The 15,377-nt window shown below is 46.0% G+C and carries 17 protein-coding genes and 1 tRNA gene; 4 read left to right on the top strand and 14 right to left on the bottom strand.

Features of this window, described 5'->3' with window-relative positions; genetic code table 11:
• Window positions 1–73 precede the first annotated feature (73 nt).
• Window positions 74–146, top strand: a tRNA-Gln gene (locus BLS64_RS00835).
• Window positions 147–372: 226 nt separating this feature from the next.
• Here the strand turns inward: BLS64_RS00835 and surE are convergent.
• Window positions 373–1,110, bottom strand: a complete 738-nt coding sequence (gene surE / locus BLS64_RS00830; protein ID WP_093110793.1) for a 5'/3'-nucleotidase SurE — start codon at window positions 1,108–1,110, stop codon at window positions 373–375.
• 190 nt (window positions 1,111–1,300) lie between these two features.
• Here surE and BLS64_RS00825 point away from each other — a divergent pair, with 190 nt between their 5' ends.
• The 3 genes from BLS64_RS00825 (at window position 1,301) to BLS64_RS00815 (ending at window position 3,944) form a co-directional block, all read left to right on the top strand.
• Window positions 1,301–2,209 (top strand): diacylglycerol/lipid kinase family protein, encoded by a 909-nt coding sequence (locus BLS64_RS00825; RefSeq protein WP_176763400.1) that lies wholly within the window; start codon window positions 1,301–1,303, stop codon window positions 2,207–2,209.
• A gap of 85 nt (window positions 2,210–2,294) precedes the next feature.
• A complete protein-coding gene (locus BLS64_RS00820) occupies window positions 2,295–3,161 on the top strand; it encodes a hypothetical protein (protein ID WP_093110789.1) in 867 nt (288 codons plus the stop codon).
• 123 nt (window positions 3,162–3,284) lie between these two features.
• The gene (locus BLS64_RS00815) at window positions 3,285–3,944 is read left to right on the top strand and encodes a c-type cytochrome (protein ID WP_093110787.1); all 660 of its coding nucleotides are present in this window, start codon (window positions 3,285–3,287) and stop codon (window positions 3,942–3,944) included.
• Window positions 3,945–4,017: 73 nt separating this feature from the next.
• Here BLS64_RS00815 and BLS64_RS00810 read toward each other — a convergent pair whose 3' ends face one another.
• The 13 genes from BLS64_RS00810 to BLS64_RS00750 all read right to left on the bottom strand — a co-directional run bounded on the left by BLS64_RS00810 (window position 4,018) and on the right by BLS64_RS00750 (window position 15,376).
• Entirely contained in the window at window positions 4,018–4,344 is a 327-nt protein-coding gene (locus BLS64_RS00810) for a hypothetical protein (protein WP_093110785.1), read from the bottom strand.
• 6 nt (window positions 4,345–4,350) lie between these two features.
• Window positions 4,351–5,778, bottom strand: coding sequence for an NADH-quinone oxidoreductase subunit N (locus BLS64_RS00805; protein ID WP_093110783.1), 1,428 nt, complete (start codon window positions 5,776–5,778; stop codon window positions 4,351–4,353).
• A gap of 18 nt (window positions 5,779–5,796) precedes the next feature.
• Window positions 5,797–7,284 (bottom strand): complex I subunit 4 family protein, encoded by a 1,488-nt coding sequence (locus BLS64_RS00800; RefSeq protein ID WP_093110781.1) that lies wholly within the window; start codon window positions 7,282–7,284, stop codon window positions 5,797–5,799.
• A gap of 9 nt (window positions 7,285–7,293) precedes the next feature.
• Window positions 7,294–9,213, bottom strand: a complete 1,920-nt coding sequence (nuoL, locus tag BLS64_RS00795; protein ID WP_093110779.1) for an NADH-quinone oxidoreductase subunit L — start codon at window positions 9,211–9,213, stop codon at window positions 7,294–7,296.
• A 12-nt stretch (window positions 9,214–9,225) separates the two neighbouring features.
• The gene (nuoK, locus tag BLS64_RS00790) at window positions 9,226–9,543 is read right to left on the bottom strand and encodes an NADH-quinone oxidoreductase subunit NuoK (protein ID WP_093110777.1); all 318 of its coding nucleotides are present in this window, start codon (window positions 9,541–9,543) and stop codon (window positions 9,226–9,228) included.
• Window positions 9,544–9,585: 42 nt separating this feature from the next.
• Window positions 9,586–10,191: an NADH-quinone oxidoreductase subunit J family protein gene (locus BLS64_RS00785; protein WP_093110775.1), complete on the bottom strand. Its 606-nt coding sequence runs from the start codon at window positions 10,189–10,191 to the stop codon at window positions 9,586–9,588.
• A 3-nt stretch (window positions 10,192–10,194) separates the two neighbouring features.
• Window positions 10,195–10,671: a 4Fe-4S dicluster domain-containing protein gene (locus BLS64_RS00780; protein WP_093110773.1), complete on the bottom strand. Its 477-nt coding sequence runs from the start codon at window positions 10,669–10,671 to the stop codon at window positions 10,195–10,197.
• Window positions 10,672–10,675: 4 nt separating this feature from the next.
• The gene (gene nuoH / locus BLS64_RS00775) at window positions 10,676–11,725 is read right to left on the bottom strand and encodes an NADH-quinone oxidoreductase subunit NuoH (protein WP_093110771.1); all 1,050 of its coding nucleotides are present in this window, start codon (window positions 11,723–11,725) and stop codon (window positions 10,676–10,678) included.
• Between the two features lie 10 nt (window positions 11,726–11,735).
• A complete protein-coding gene (locus BLS64_RS00770; protein WP_093110769.1) occupies window positions 11,736–12,872 on the bottom strand; it encodes an NADH-quinone oxidoreductase subunit D in 1,137 nt (378 codons plus the stop codon).
• 7 nt (window positions 12,873–12,879) lie between these two features.
• Window positions 12,880–13,356 (bottom strand): NADH-quinone oxidoreductase subunit C, encoded by a 477-nt coding sequence (locus BLS64_RS00765; protein WP_093112207.1) that lies wholly within the window; start codon window positions 13,354–13,356, stop codon window positions 12,880–12,882.
• 10 nt (window positions 13,357–13,366) lie between these two features.
• Window positions 13,367–13,945 (bottom strand): NADH-quinone oxidoreductase subunit B, encoded by a 579-nt coding sequence (locus tag BLS64_RS00760; RefSeq protein ID WP_093112205.1) that lies wholly within the window; start codon window positions 13,943–13,945, stop codon window positions 13,367–13,369.
• Window positions 13,936–14,286: an NADH-quinone oxidoreductase subunit A gene (locus BLS64_RS00755; RefSeq protein WP_093110767.1), complete on the bottom strand. Its 351-nt coding sequence runs from the start codon at window positions 14,284–14,286 to the stop codon at window positions 13,936–13,938. Before BLS64_RS00755 ends, BLS64_RS00760 begins: the two co-directional genes overlap by 10 nt.
• Before the next feature lie 76 nt (window positions 14,287–14,362).
• Window positions 14,363–15,376: a 2-oxoacid:ferredoxin oxidoreductase subunit beta gene (locus tag BLS64_RS00750; protein WP_093110765.1), complete on the bottom strand. Its 1,014-nt coding sequence runs from the start codon at window positions 15,374–15,376 to the stop codon at window positions 14,363–14,365.
• Window position 15,377 lies beyond the last annotated feature (1 nt).

Raw genomic sequence — 15,377 nt, 5'->3', positions numbered from 1 at the left:
AAGTTGAATTTTTTATTTAAAAATATTTGTTCAAGCCAAAGTTTGTTTTAAATTTGCATCCGCATTCAAGCAATGGCCCATGGTGTAACTGGCAACACGTCTGGTTTTGGTCCAGAAGAGTCTAGGTTCGAGCCCTAGTGGGCCAACTGCTTAAACCCAAACCGAAAGGTTTGGGTTTTTTTATGGAATTAATTTAGGGCGAGAAGTTTATCCCGAGCAGCCGACTTTAGGAGGCGTGACGAGGGAAATCCTAGTGGGCAAACTGCTTAAAATCAAAGGGGAAGGTGCCTCAAGGCTTTTCGGGCTTTTCACAAAAAAGAGGCACAACTTTTCAGTCCTGCCTCTACTGGATTTAATTTTATTCGGAAGGAATTAATCAGATTCCTGTTTTTCCCGTTCCTTCAAATATTTTTTGTCGGTAAGATCCAGGATCATAGGGGTGATACTCGTTTTGCCATTTCTTATGGCCCAGCGGTCAGACCCTTCTTCCACCTCTTCAATAGGGATCACGGTGAACCAGTAATGCTGGCGGCCCATGGGATCTTTTTGATCGATCACCTTGCCATCATAATGTCTAATGGACTGGGTGGTCCAGACGATCTCTCCTTCGGGTTGCCGCGGAAGATTGACATTTAAGAGTTCCCTGTCATACTCATGCACCACTTCTTTTAAAGCATCCTTTACATAGGGGTCCAAGGCTTCAAAATCGGGCTCACTTTCCCCTACAGAAACGCTGAAGGCAATACCTCTTATGCCAAATAAGACCGCCTGTCTTGCTGCGGAAAGGGTTCCGGAGTGCCAGGCAGAATTTCCCAGGTTGGAACCAATGTTAATCCCTGAGAGTACGAGGTCTATATCTTCAAAAAGGTGAGTTCCCAAGGCTACACAATCGGCGGGTGTACCGCTTACCCGATATGCCTCAATGCCTTCGAAATGTATGGGAGAGGTTTTGTAGGTGATGGGCTTGCCCGAAGTTATGGCCTGCCCCATTGAAGACTGTTCCACATCGGGAGCCATAACAATCACTTCGCCGTACTGGGCTGCCGCTTTTGCCAGGCCCATAAGGCCAGGGCTGTATATTCCGTCGTCATTTGTCACTAATATCTTCATAATCTAATTTTTTTCAGCTAACTTTTAAAATACAAAATTTACCGCTCAATGCCGGACCTGTTTCTTCGGATTAACCCAAAATTATTCTTGTTTTAACATTCCTCAGAACATTTGCAATGTACAGTCATAAGTATGTGTTAATCAGAAGGAAAAATTTCTGTCTATGTTTAAATTTGAAAAAAGCTTGAAGATGAAAGCACAAATCGTACATAACCCTACTGCAGGAAAAGATGAGCACAGACAAGAAGAAGTAGAGAAATTCGTACAGCAGGGCCATTTCTCCAAGGTGAAGTATGTTTCTACCGATGAGGAAGGCTGGGAGGATTTCGATAAAAACAAATCCGACCTTATTTTTTTAGCAGGGGGAGACGGTACCGTGCATAAACTGGCTACTGTGCTGCTCCACAGTAAATACCAGGATCCCAGGACGCCTATACATATCCTTCCGCTGGGTACGGCAAACAATATCGCAAAAACTCTGGATGTGGTTTCTCCTTATAAGCTTCATGCCTTTGATTCTTCCAAACAGCTTCAAAAATTTGATGTGGGAAGGGTAAAAGGCTTGCCCGGTCAGGATTCTTTTCTTGAAGGAGTGGGGGCAGGTTTGTTTCCAGCACTCATAGCGGAGATGAAAGAAAATCCTGTGGAAGTTGGAACGGCAAATGAAGAACTACACTACACCCTAAAGAGGTTGCTTAAGATCGTAAAAGACTTTAAAGCCCAACAGGCTACTATAAAAACTTCCGGCATTAGTATCACCGGTCGCTTCCTGTTGCTGGAAGTGATGAACATTCAGTACATAGGACCTAATTTTGAACTGGCTTCCAAGGCCGATCCCGGCGACGGTTATTTCGACCTGGTGCTTATTCCCGATGAAAAAAGAGAAGAATTGATGGAATATCTGGAAAAAATGCTCTTGAGGCAGGCAGGCGAAGATGACCTGAAGGACCTGGTTTTTTCAATGCGGATCAAACAGGCTGAAATTAAGTGGGAAGATTCCCATGTGCATGTAGATGACGATCTCATCCCTGAATTTACTGGAGGAAGTTTCGTGGTGAGTGTTGATCGCGATCGGCTGAGATTTGTTCGCAATCCATAATCCGGCTGCCGCTAATAAGAAAATTTGAGTACTTTCGGCCTTTTACTAACGTCCTGGTGCAAATGCGCCGTGAAAATTAAGGTCCATGAGAAAGATCCCTCTACTTTTAGCCGGTTTGAGTCTTTTATTCACCACTGTATCCTGCAGTGAAGAAAGCAAAACAGGTCAGGACTCCCCTTTTTTGATCATTAAACTTAATGTTGATCCTACACAGCTGCGCCTGGGAAATGCCGGGAATTCCGCAGATATTCCTGAAGGTCATGCTGCCCAGGACCCTGTCTTCCACAAGATCTCTTCTCATTACGTGGAATTCGCACCCAATAAATGGACACAACTGGGAGAAGGTGCCGTTTTGTATCATGGTGCTGAAAAAGATATTGAAGGAACCACTGTCATTGATTTTTCTGAAGCTATAGTGACCGCGCCGGGAGAAACTTATCTCAAGATCCCTTTGCAGGAATTACCTGCCGGAAGTTATGAATGGGTAAGGCTTTCCCTGTCATACCAAAACTACGATGTGGAATACAATTACCAGGGACAAAGTTTTTCCGGAACCGTAGCCAGTTTTGTTGGTTTTAACACCTACATAGAAGATTTTAAGGTGAAGGACGAGACAGTAGCAGTGAACGATACCCGACTACAGGGATACTGGGCTTTTGAGCATCCTTACGGAGTGCTGGACGGACAGGCTCCCGAAGGAGCAACCACTGTTCCCAATCCTATATCTGAAACCTCTGCCGTTCCTCCCGGTTCTTGTGTGGTGACGGGTGAGTTCAGGACACCTCTCGTAATCACAAGAGAGGAGACCGAAGATGTGGTGATCAACATGTCCCTTTCTGTCAACAAAAGTTTTGAATGGGAAGATACTAACGGCAACGGGAAATGGGATGTGGACCTGGGAGAGAAAGTTGTGGATATGGGGCTACGGGGTTTGATCCCGATGGTGGAGTAACTATCAATTAATTCAGATCTGAAAAAGTAATTAGGGAATTCCCTGATTTTTAATTGTTCTCAATACGGCTCTATATTTTTAATATATTTATTATCAGGTAATTATATATTAAAAGGCTTTTTTATGGGAACGATTAACCAATCAAATCACCGGCTTTTAAAGGAAAAAGATCTACTTTACATTTTCCTCCTGTCAATACCCTTCATCTTAAGCGGATGCCAGGAAAAGAATTACGCTAAAACTCCCGACAGTACAGCACTGCAGGAGGTCAAGACAGATGCAGGCCAGGAAGACCTGTTGAAAAGAGGGAAATATCTTGTGACCAGCATTGGTTGTGCAGATTGTCATTCTCCTAAGAGGATCAGTGGGCGGGGGCCGGAAGAGATCCCAGAACTAAAATTATCAGGCTATCAACAGGGCCAGGAATTGCCTGCCATTGATCAAAAGGTTCTTGAGAATGGATGGATCCTTTTTTCGGGAGACTTAACGGCCGCGGTAGGTCCGTGGGGAGTTTCCTTCGCGGCCAATCTTACCTCAGATGAAACGGGCATAGGAAACTGGAGCTATAAACAATTTGAAACGGCGATCCGGAAAGGGAAATATAAAGGAATGGAGAATGGCAGAGATATGCTTCCGCCAATGCCGTGGCCGGCTTATGCTCATCTTTCTGATGAAGACCTTCAAGCCATGTTCGCTTACCTGCAAAGTACCGAACCCATACAAAATGCCGTGCCGGCTCCCATCCCACGAGATAAGCTGACTTCCCTGCAAAGTAAAAAATAATAAAACCCCTGCAGATCTCTCTGAGGGGTTTAACCTGTTTTCACAGGGCATCCTAAACTTAAACTAAAAACAATTATCTTCTCTTTTGCCAGTATTGTGGTGCTGTTTCGGTAGAAACCTGGTTCCAGTAGTCAGCTGTCACTTTGCGTCCGTTAAAGGTCTTGAGTTTACGCTCATAAACCCAGATCACCGGGTTAAAAGTCATGTCTGTAACCCCTAAAGTATATAGCTGAGATTCTTCTTCGCTTTTTCTTTTTTCCTCTTCAATGATCACTTCAAAACCATTGAACTCTAAAAGCTCTTTTAGAAACTCTTTTCTGGGCTCGTCGATCTTCTTTTCTACAAAGCTTACCCTTGTGTCTCCAATACTTCCGAATGTATGTTTGCCATCTAATGCCATGATCTTCTAATTAAAAGCTGCACTTAATTCATAAATATAATCGTAAAGCGGGCTGTATAATCCCAACGCCAACATCCCCATTACCGCGATGAAAAGGCCAAGTTTCATATAGATCTTGCTTTTAAAGAACGGGATCGGGTTTTCCCCTTTTCTTAGGAACATGGCTCTTATTACCAGCAGGTAGTAGTATAGGGATATGGTAACGTTCACTACGGCCAGGAATACCAGTAAATAGTAGCCTTTGCTGGCGGCTGCGGTAAACAGGAAGAACTTTCCGAAGAAACCTGCCACAGGAGGTATTCCCGCTAATGAAAATAAGGCTAGCATCATCACCAGGCTTAGTTTTGGGTTGGTGCGGTAAAGTCCTTCGTAATCTTTCATATTTTCTTTTCCGGTCTGTGAGGAAATGGCCTGTACCACCCCAAAAGCGGCAAGATTAGAAAAGATATAAATGGTGACAAAGTAGACCACGGTTGCGGTCCCCAGTTGCGTTCCCGTGACCAGCCCAAGCAGGATGAAACCGGCCTGCGCGATAGAGGAATAGGCCAAAAACCTTTTCATGTTCTGCTGCCTTAGCGCGAAAAGGTTACCCGTGAACATGGTGGCCAGGGCCAGGATGTACAACAGCGGCTCCCATACATGCATAAGCGGTTTGAGAACCGTGAACAGCAAGATCATTAAAATGAAGGCAGCCGCACCTTTTGAGATCACAGACAGGTAAGACGCTATGCTTATTGGCGCTCCCTGGTACACGTCTGCAGTCCAGAAATGGAAAGGCACCAGTGAAATTTTAAAGGCCAATCCCGCAAAGAACAGGATAAACCCTAATAAGGTGAGATTAGTTGCGGTCAAGGTAGACATGATATCTTCAAAGTAGATCGAGCCATTGGTAGCATAAAGCATGGAAATACCAAACAATGATACTCCCGAAGCCAGTGCTGCGGAAAGTATGAACTTAACGGCTGCTTCCCCCGATTCTCTCTTCATGATCTCAAAAGCCGCCAAGGCTGCTACCGGAAGCGTAGAGAGTTCGAGACCGATGTAGAACATAAGGAAATCACCTGCAGAGATCATAAAATACATGCCCAGCAGGGAAGCGAACAACAGGAGGAAAAATTCAGTTCCACGATCCTGTTTCAGCATGTTCTTTTCCAACCATTGGGCCGACTGCAGTAATAAGGTAAAAACTCCTATGTTCAGCACTCCTTTGAAAAAATGTATCATTTCATTGCTTCGGAACATGCCTCCAAAAAGGCTGCCTTCAGCCAGCGGAAGAAACCCCACTGCCGTATGAATTCCGAAGAAGACCAAAGCCAGGTGTATCATGCTGCTTTTTTTATTCCGGGGCAGGAATAGTTCAGCGATCAATAAGAGCAGGATGATCGAAAAAAGTAAGATCTCGTGCCGCATCAGTAAAAAACTGTTAAGTTCCATTTTTCTCCTCTTTAATTATTATAACACTCCCTGAATGAAGGGTTGAATGCTTTCCATGATCATGTTGCTTATCCATAATGGAGCCACTCCAATGCCAATAATCGGAATCAGCAGCAGAAGGATTCCCGTTCTTTCATACCAGGTTACCCCCGCAAGCTTAGTATAGGCTTCATTTTTTACAGGTCCCATCAGCATTATTCCCACTACTCTTAAAACGTAGACCGCGGTGACCACTATTGCCGATATGGATATTATGGTTACTATCCTGTAGAACATGCTGTCATGCTGAAAAGCTCCCATGAAAATGTTCATTTCCGCGACAAATCCGCTGAAGCCCGGAAGTCCCAAAAGTGCCATTCCGGCGACCACATAGATGACCGAGATGAAGGGAATCACCTTCAGCAGCCCTCCCAATTTTGTGATGTCACGGGTGTGCGTCCTTCCGTAGATCATCCCGATCAACGCGAAGAAAAGGGCAGTCATGAAGCCGTGGGACAGGGATTGTAAAATAGCTCCGTTCCAGGCGGTCTTGTTCAGCATAAGCAGTGCAAAACTTACCATTCCCAGGTGGCTAACAGAGGCGTATGCATTGATGTATTTCAGGTCGGTTTGTCTCAGGGCCGCAAAAGCACCGTAGATGACCCCGATGGCTGAAAGGATGATGAAGAACCAGCTCCATTCTATTGCTCCTTCCGGAAGCAGGTACATGGCCACTCTGAATATCCCGTATCCTCCCAGTTTCATCAAGACCCCGGCGTGCAGCATGGAAACGGCGGTTGGTGCCGAAGCATGCCCGTCTGGCGACCAGGTGTGGAAGGGGAATAAAGCTCCCAGGATCGCAAAGCCAATAAAGGTTAGCGGGAAGAACAGTTTCTGAGCTTCGAACGGAATGTTCACTTTTGCGATCTCAAGGATGTTAAAGGTCAGTGCGCCTCCATCTGCATTTGAGTTAAAATAGATTCCCAGGATCCCAACCATCAATACTGCAGAAGCTCCCATCAGCATCAGCGTCAATTTCATGGCCGAATATTCTTTTGGGCCTGAACCCCAGATGCCTATCAAAAGATACATCGGGATGACCGCAATCTCATAGAATACGAACATGGTGAACAGGTCTATAGAGATAAAGAACCCATACACTCCTGTGGAAAGTACGATCAGGGAAATAAAGAATTCCTTGGGAAGTTCTTCCATTTTCCAGGAGATGAAAACTCCGGCAAGTACGATAATAGAGGTTAGCAGGATCAGGGCAACAGAGATGCCATCAACCCCTATGTTATAATGAATGTTGAACTGTTCGAACCACACCACATCGCGGGTGAACAGCATGATGCTGTCATTGACCGCTCTTTCTCTAAAATAGGAGAAAAGCAGGTTTATTGCCATTCCAAGCTGCACCAGCCCTCCTATCATGGAGAGAATACGAGCCTGTTTCAGGTCTTTTGTGAATCCCAGTGCGATCACTGTGAGCACCGGAAGTATGACAAAAAGTGATAAAATATCCATGATCGTTCGTTAATTAGTCCATATATAAATGAATACCAGTGCCAGGATGACCACCCCACCTATAAAGCCGAAAGCGTAATCCTGCACTTTCCCCGATTGCATGCCCTTGATCTTTCTCGAAACAACAACCGTTTGATTTCCTATGCCTTCCATGGTGCCATCCACGATCTTCTTATCGAATTTCGCGATTGGGGCAGCCACACTCTGGAAGAAGATCCTGCGGGCAATGAAAAGGTAGATCTCGTCAAAATAGAATTTATGGCTGGTCCAGGTATAAAACCTCCCGAAGGCATTTGAAAAGCGGAAAGCCAGGTCATTTTCCTTTTTATAAAAGATCCAGGCCAGAACAATTCCCAGCAGCCCTGCAACAATAGCAATTGCTGCCAGTTCAAGATTAATATGGGTAGCAAAACCGGCTTTATCGGCCGTTACGAATTCGCTGAAAGGGATAAAACCAGCCCCAATGCTCAAGATCGCAAGGATCATTAGGGGAAGGGTCATGGAAAACGGAGATTCATGAGGGGCGTGTTTGTAATTGGTTTCCTTGCCCCAGAAAATTCCGAAGTAGATCCTGAACATATAAAAAGCGGTCAATCCGGCGACGAAAACTCCGATTCCGTAGAGGAACTGGCTATTTTCATATGCTGCCACCAGGATCTCATCCTTACTCCAGAAGCCTGCCAGTGGCGGTACCCCGGCAATGGCAAGAGCCGCAATCAAAAAGGTGATGTTGGTGACCGGCATGTATTTTCTGAGGCCGCCCATGTCTTTCAGGTAATTGCTGTGAACAGCATGGATGACCGAACCTGCACCAAGGAACAGCAAAGCCTTGAACATGGCATGGGTGAACAGGTGGAACATGGAAGCCATATAACCTACCCCTTCGTGTCCATCAAACCCGGAAACTCCTAAAGACATCATCATGTACCCAAGCTGGGACATGGTGGAAAATGCCAGGACACGTTTGATATCTGTCTGGGTGATGGCGATGATCGCGGCGAACAGTGCAGAAAATGCACCTACATAGGCCACGATGTTGAGGGCGAAGCCGTCCTCGACCATGTAAAACATTGGGAACAGACGGGCCACCAGGTATACCCCGGCCACAACCATAGTCGCAGCGTGAATAAGTGCCGAAACAGGGGTAGGCCCTTCCATGGCATCGGGCAGCCAGATGTGCAACGGGAACATAGCTGATTTTCCGGCACCTCCCATAAAGATGAGAATCAATGCCCAGGTGATCACAGAAAGTCCCATGAACGAAGATGATGCCCAGGTAAGGATCGCGGGTCCTTGGGGATCGTTCAAAGTTTGAAAGTCAAAAGTATTGGTGTAGAACCCGATGATGAAGATCCCTATCAAAAATCCGAAGTCGGCAAAGCGGGTCACGATAAAGGCTTTTTTGGCCGCCGCTATGGCCGAAGTTTTGGTGTAGTAGTAACCTATCAGCAGGAATGATGAAACTCCCACCAATTCCCAGAAAATGTAGATCTGGAAAAGGTTCGTGGCCAGCACCAGTCCGTACATGGAGAAGGTGAACAATGAAAGATAAGCGAAGAAGCGGGTGTAGCCGTCATCTCCTTTCATGTAACCCCTGCTGTAGATATGTACCATAAGGGAAATGGTAGAGACCACGATCAACATCATTACTGAAATAGGATCTATAAGGACCCCCATATCTATATGAAGGCTTTCTGTGAACTGCATCCAGGTGATCTTTTCTACAAAGGTCTGGTAGACGCCGTCAAGCTTGCCCAGCACGAAGAAATACTGCCAGGCAGTGTAAAAGGAGAGCAGGGTAGAGGTAGCCAGACCGGCGACACCCACCACGCCCGAAACCGCGGGTTTTATTTTATGGCTGAAGATCCCCAGTACCAGGAACACAGCCAGGGGGATCGCAGGAATCAGAATAAGGTTGATTAAGTTCATGTCATCAAAAGTTTAATACTTCATTGTTTCAGTTTCCCTGACTTCCACAGAACTCAGTCGCCTGTAGATGTTGATTATGATGGCCACTGCCAGAGCGGTCTCTGCCGCGGCCACCGCTATGATGAAAATGGAATACACCATGCCCTGAAGCATTTCAGGATAGAGGTATTTGTTGATCACTACAAAGTTTACCACAGAAGAATTCAGGATCAATTCCACAGAGATAAGGATCGAGATGAGGTTCTTCCTGGTAATGAACCCGTACACCCCAATAAAGAACAGGATGGAGGTGAGGGTGAGGATTTCGGTTATGCTTACTCCCGGGATCATATTTTCTGAAATTTTACAGGGCTTTAAAACCCGTTTTTGTCTTTAATTTTTAGTTGAAGATTCCAGCTCCATTACTTTCTCTTCCGCCTGCTGTTTTGCATCCTGCAGGATCTTATCGATATCCAGGCTTTCCGGAACTTCCTGCTTTATCTCTTTACCTCCTTTGGCAATAGTGATGGCTCCTATCATTGCTGCCAGCAGCAGGATACTTATGACTTCAAAAGGTAAGATGAAACCACCTTTTTCAAAGCTTAATAAGGCTCTGCCGATTTCGGCAACGGTAGTGGTAGAAGTAGTTTCAGCAACGGCAAAAGGATGAGAGTAAATAGTACCCAGAAAGATGCTGAGCCCCATAAGGCAAAGCAGGGCTGAGAACCAGCGCCGTGAGGATTTGGCTATCTCCAGTTCCATTTCTATATGCTGAATGAGGAGTACCGAAAAGATGATCAGTACCACGATGCCTCCCGCATATACCGTTAGCTGAATGGCCGCCAGGAAATTATAGTCCATCAAAAAATACAACCCGGCGGCCCCTATCAGCACAAATAACAGATACACAACAGAACGCAACATTCTTCGGCTGCTCACTGACGCAATTGCAGAAGCGACCATTATTATAGCAAGAAGGTAAAAAATGACTTTTTCCATGACTTATTCTTCTACACCGGCTCTTACTTTAGAACCGGGTTTGTTCAACACTCGGGTAAGCTGGGTCCTGTCGTAAACAGAATTTTCAAAGTTCTGTGCCCATTTTATGGCATCTGAAGGACAGGCGTCCACACAAAGTCCGCACTGGGTACACATGCCCAGGTGATAGATATGTTGATCTATGATCTTTTTCTTTTTTCCGGTCTCCTCGTCTACAACTCTGTCCCAAATGATCTCGATACTTCCGTTAGGACAGGCCAGTTCACATTTTTGACAGCCGGTACAGCTGTGTTCGTTGTTCTCATCGTGTGGCATTACCACTTCTCCGCGGAAACGATCGAACATTTGGAGCGTGTCCCGATTGTCGGGGTACTGTTGGGTTATAGCCCCTTTTCTTGAGTTGAGGAAATATTTTCCCGTCACGCTCATGCCTGTGAGCAGGGTCTTTATTCCGTCATATATTTCTGAAAAGTAACTCATCGTCTTAGAATTGAATTGTGATATTTAACCATACGATCACTGCCATTAAAACCAGGTTCACCAGGTTAATGGGGAGCAGGTACTTCCACTCCAGGGTAAGCAACTGGTCTACCCGAAGCCTGGGGAAGGTCCACCTGAACCACATCATAAGAAACACCAGTACAAAGGTTTTTGCCAGGAACCAGAAGATGCCCATGAACGGTATGGATTCGGTGATCCCGAAGGGAGAGAGCCAACCACCAAAGAAAACTGTGGTTGCGATGGCCGCGATGATGAACATGTTGATGAATTCGGCTAAAAAGAAGTAGGCGAATTTCATTCCCGAATATTCAGTATGGTATCCCGCTCCAAGTTCAGATTCTGCTTCCACCATATCAAAAGGGGCCCGGTTGGTTTCGGCAGTTCCCGAGATCATGTAGATCATAAAGGCGATCATGGCCGGAATATGCCCCTGCACAATAAGCCAACCGTTTTTCTGGACTTCAATTATTTCTGAAAGCTGAAGGCTTCCGGTAAGGATTACCATGGTCAACAACGACAATCCTACAGAAAGTTCATAACTGATGGTCTGTACCCCGCTTCGCATTGCGCCGATAAGGGCGAATTTATTATTGCTACCCCAGCCGCCTAACAGGATCCCGATAACCCCAATTGAGGAGATCGCGATCAAAAAGAACAAACCGATGTTAATGTCGAAGGCCTGCAGATTTTCGGTAAAAGGAAAGACCGAAAGGGCCATTAGGGCCGTTATGATCACAAAATAAGGTGCGAGATTGTACAGGAACTTATCTGCCTTCACCGTGCCTGTCAATTCCTTGGAAACCAGTTTGAGGGCATCGGCCAGCGTCTGAAACATCCCTTTGTAGCCCACCCGGTTAGGGCCCAGCCTTAACTGGAACCATGCAGCCACTTTTCTTTCCAGCAGCACCAGGTATAATCCCAATACTGCGAAAACGGTGAGGTAAATAAGGGCTATAAGTACCATTTCGGTGATACTTGCTGCGCCTGCCGGCATAAAACTGAGCAACCACTCGTTGATGCTTAAGATCTTCATTTTTTACTATTTATCGGTCAATATCGGGTACAACAATATCAATGGTAGCCATGGTTGCCACCAGGTCTCCTATCTTGCCGCCAACGGCGATGTGGTTCAACAGCGAAAGGTTGGAAAGCCCGGGGCTTCTGAATTTTACACGGTGCGGGTTCTTGGTGCCGGTGCTTATGATGTACACGCCCAATTCCCCCCTCGCGGTTTCCACCTTCTGGTAAAAATCTCCTTTCGGCAATTTGATCACGGCATTCGTGGCTACTTTATGCTCTCCTTCAGGAATGTTGTCTATCAATTGTTCTATGATCGAAAGGGACTCCCACATTTCCCGGATCCTTACGGTGTAGCGAGCGAAGGAATCGCCGGCCGTATCAAGAGCTTCCTTGAAGTTTACTTTATCAAGGGCACTGTAAGGATGATATTTCCTTACATCACAGGAGTAACCTGAAGCGCGGGCAACCGGCCCGGAAGCTCCAAAATTGATGGCGTCTTCTTTTGAGAGAATTCCCACTCCTTTTGTCCTTTTTTGAAAGATGACGTTCCCTGTAAGCAACCGGTCATATTCCGGAAGTTTGGTCTTGAAGTGAGCAATGAACTCTTTTACTCTTTTGACGAAATTCGGGTGGATGTCGTGCATAAGCCCGCCAGGAATATTATAATTCATGGTAAGCCTGGCACCACAGGTTTCCTCGAAGATATCATTGATCATCTCGCGGTCCCTGAAGCCATAAAAATAGGTGGTCAATGCTCCCACATCCATTCCCATCACGCCCCACCACAGCATATGTGAAGAAAGACGGGTAAGTTCTCCCAGAATGGTCCTTATTACTTGTACCCTTTCCGGTACTTCAAGTTCCAGGGCATTCTCTACTGCCAGGCAAACCGCTTCGTTGTTGATGTGCGAGGAGAGATAATCCATCCTGTCAGTAAGGTGAACGATCTGCTGATAGCTGTCCTTTTCGCACATCTTTTCTATGGAACGGTGAATGTAACCAAGATCGGGTTCCACTTTTTTGATGATCTCTCCGTCTATGGTCAGCAACAACCTTAGAACTCCGTGAGTCGCCGGGTGTTGCGGCCCCATGTTGATGAAGTATTCTTCAGATTTGAAGTTGCTTTTTGGAGAGGTATTATTTAGTGTAGCTGTTTCCATAATTCTGCTATTTGACCACCATGTTGATCTCGTCTTCGTAATCTTTCCGAAGCGGGAAACCTTCCCAGTCTTCAGAAAGGAACAATCTTTTCATGTTGGGATGGTTCCTGAATTTTATTCCGAAGAAATCGTGCACCTCCCGTTCGTGGAAATTGGCCGTTGCCCATAAGTCCTGAACAGAGTCAAAAATTGGGTTTTCGCGGTCCTTCGTCTGTACCTTCACGACCAGGATGTGGCGGTGTATGGTGGACTCCAGGTGGTAAACCACGCCCAATTCCTTGCCGTAGTCAACCCCGGTGAGGCAAAAGAGATAATCAAAGTGTGTGTCGGGGTTGTGTTTTAGCAATTGCATGAGTTCGTGAAGTTGGTCGGCCTCAACACTTACATTAAGGAACTGTGAACCTTCTTCAGAAAACTGCGGTTGACTGAATTCAGGGTCGGGAAACCAGCTTTCTATCGTCGTTTGTAGGGCTTCGTTTGTCATAGCACCTTTATTAAATTCCTTCATCGAATCCTTCAATAGGATTCTTTTGTTTGGTGCGGCTTTCGTTCATGATCTTCTTTTGCAGCATGATCATACCTTCAAGCAAAGCTTCGGGTCGCGGCGGGCAACCGGGCACGTAAACATCTACGGGGATCACGTGATCTGCGCCTTTTACTACGGAATAGGAGTTGTAAAAGAAAGGCCCTCCGGAAATTGCGCAGGCGCCCATAGCGATCACATACTTTGGCTCGGCCATCTGGTCGTATAATCTTCTTAGTACCGGAGCCATTTTGGTCGTGATTGTTCCCGCGATAATGATGAGGTCTGCCTGCCTGGGGGAAGGCCGCGCGACTTCAAAACCAAAGCGGGAGTAATCATGACGTGCTGCGCCGGTCTGCATCATTTCGATCGCGCAGCAGCTTGTTCCGAAGTAAAGAGACCACAGCGAGTTGGCACGCCCCCAGTTGATGATCTTGTCAAGCGAAGTGACCACGATATTGGCACCGTTGCCGGCCGGGATCACTTTTCCCGGAAAATCTTCGGGTATATTTCCTGCTGTTGAAGCAGTTTTGCTATTTACTATTCCCATTTTAATGCGCCTTTTTTCCATGCATATGCCAGGCCTAAGCCTAAAATGAACAGGAAGATGAGTATTTCAACCAGGGCGATAGAGCCCATTTCTCCAAAGACCACTGCCCAGGGCACCAGGAAAGCGACTTCCACATCAAAGATGAGGAAGAGGATGGCGAACAGGTAATAGCCAACCTTGAACTGCACCCAGGTTGGACCTATGGTGGTCATTCCACTTTCGTAAGGCTCCCTTTTTTGGGGGTTATCTGACTTTGGAGAGATTAAGTTCGAAAGAAAATTTGCGCCGGCAACCAAAACCACCCCGGCAAGAAAGAACACGATTATCGCTTCTGATCCCATTTTTTCATCGCTTTTTTATGTTAATAAAATTAACAGTTTCCCTGCAGGCAGGAACTGATCATGATCAGGATTCCCGCTATTTTACCTGGTAAGTTTCTCCCGAAAAGAAGAGGTCATTGGTCACTTTGAAATCAGACTTTGCTTTGATCTGTTCAGTAAGCGCATTTTCTCTTTCTTCCAGGGTCACATCTTCAAAACTTCTGATAATTCCGGTCACTAAAGGATATTCCAACCGTACCAGCATCTGGTGCATGGTAGGATCTTTTTCCTTCGCATCGTGTACCAGGATATCGTCTTCTGTAATGCCATTTTCACCAATGGTCACAGTTTCCAGTTTCAGCCCTTTAAGGACAAGGCCTTTGTTCTTGTCTTTTCCGAAGATCATAGGTTTGCCGTGCTCTACGAATAGCTGTTTGTCTTCCCTTACGGTCTTGTCTGTGTATTTTACATAACAGCCGTCATTGAAGATCACGCAGTTCTGGAGTACTTCTATAAGTGATGTTCCCTTGAACTTTTCGGCTTCCACAAAAATGTCGCTCATCTCTTTTGGGGCGTTCCCGCCTATCCTGGCAAAGAATCTTGCCTGTGCACCAATGGCCAGTTCTCCGGGAGAGAACGGTGGCTGGGTATTTCCAAAAGGAGAGGATTTGGTTTTTTGGCCCACCAGGGATGTAGGGGAAAATTGTCCCTTAGTGAGTCCGTAAATTTCATTGTTGAAAAGAATGATGTTGAGGTCAATATTTCTTCTTAGCACGTGGATGAAGTGGTTACCGCCAATGGCCATACTGTCGCCATCTCCGGTGATCACCCACACGCTAAGGTCGGGATTCGCAAGTTTCACTCCCGAAGCGATCGCCGGAGCCCTTCCATGGATTCCGTGCATTCCGTAAGTTCCCATGTAGTATGGAAAGCGGGAAGAGCAGCCTATCCCGGAAATGAATACCACATCCTCTTTTTTCACGCCCATCTCGGGCAGTGCTTTTTGTACAGAACGTAAAATAACATAGTCGTCACAACCCGGACACCATCTTACTTCCTGGTCATTGCCAAAATCCTTGTACGTGTACTTTTTTTGAATTGTTGTTTCCATA

Source organism: Salinimicrobium catena (genome assembly GCF_900102915.1).
Lineage (GTDB): Bacteria > Bacteroidota > Bacteroidia > Flavobacteriales > Flavobacteriaceae > Salinimicrobium > Salinimicrobium catena.
Note: the sequence above shows the minus strand (reverse complement) of the source record. Positions and strands in the feature narration are given on the sequence as shown.

Coding starts and splice junctions, on each gene's coding strand:
- surE (WP_093110793.1), bottom strand. CDS start 1,110: ATGAAGATATTAGTGACAAATGACGACGGAATATACAGCCCTGGCCTT.
- BLS64_RS00825 (WP_176763400.1), top strand. CDS start 1,301: ATGAAAGCACAAATCGTACATAACCCTACTGCAGGAAAAGATGAGCAC.
- BLS64_RS00820 (WP_093110789.1), top strand. CDS start 2,295: ATGAGAAAGATCCCTCTACTTTTAGCCGGTTTGAGTCTTTTATTCACC.
- BLS64_RS00815 (WP_093110787.1), top strand. CDS start 3,285: ATGGGAACGATTAACCAATCAAATCACCGGCTTTTAAAGGAAAAAGAT.
- BLS64_RS00810 (WP_093110785.1), bottom strand. CDS start 4,344: ATGGCATTAGATGGCAAACATACATTCGGAAGTATTGGAGACACAAGG.
- BLS64_RS00805 (WP_093110783.1), bottom strand. CDS start 5,778: ATGGAACTTAACAGTTTTTTACTGATGCGGCACGAGATCTTACTTTTT.
- BLS64_RS00800 (WP_093110781.1), bottom strand. CDS start 7,284: ATGGATATTTTATCACTTTTTGTCATACTTCCGGTGCTCACAGTGATC.
- nuoL (WP_093110779.1), bottom strand. CDS start 9,213: ATGAACTTAATCAACCTTATTCTGATTCCTGCGATCCCCCTGGCTGTG.
- nuoK (WP_093110777.1), bottom strand. CDS start 9,543: ATGATCCCGGGAGTAAGCATAACCGAAATCCTCACCCTCACCTCCATC.
- BLS64_RS00785 (WP_093110775.1), bottom strand. CDS start 10,191: ATGGAAAAAGTCATTTTTTACCTTCTTGCTATAATAATGGTCGCTTCT.
- BLS64_RS00780 (WP_093110773.1), bottom strand. CDS start 10,671: ATGAGTTACTTTTCAGAAATATATGACGGAATAAAGACCCTGCTCACA.
- nuoH (WP_093110771.1), bottom strand. CDS start 11,725: ATGAAGATCTTAAGCATCAACGAGTGGTTGCTCAGTTTTATGCCGGCA.
- BLS64_RS00770 (WP_093110769.1), bottom strand. CDS start 12,872: ATGGAAACAGCTACACTAAATAATACCTCTCCAAAAAGCAACTTCAAA.
- BLS64_RS00765 (WP_093112207.1), bottom strand. CDS start 13,356: ATGACAAACGAAGCCCTACAAACGACGATAGAAAGCTGGTTTCCCGAC.
- BLS64_RS00760 (WP_093112205.1), bottom strand. CDS start 13,945: ATGGGAATAGTAAATAGCAAAACTGCTTCAACAGCAGGAAATATACCC.
- BLS64_RS00755 (WP_093110767.1), bottom strand. CDS start 14,286: ATGGGATCAGAAGCGATAATCGTGTTCTTTCTTGCCGGGGTGGTTTTG.
- BLS64_RS00750 (WP_093110765.1), bottom strand. CDS start 15,376: ATGGAAACAACAATTCAAAAAAAGTACACGTACAAGGATTTTGGCAAT.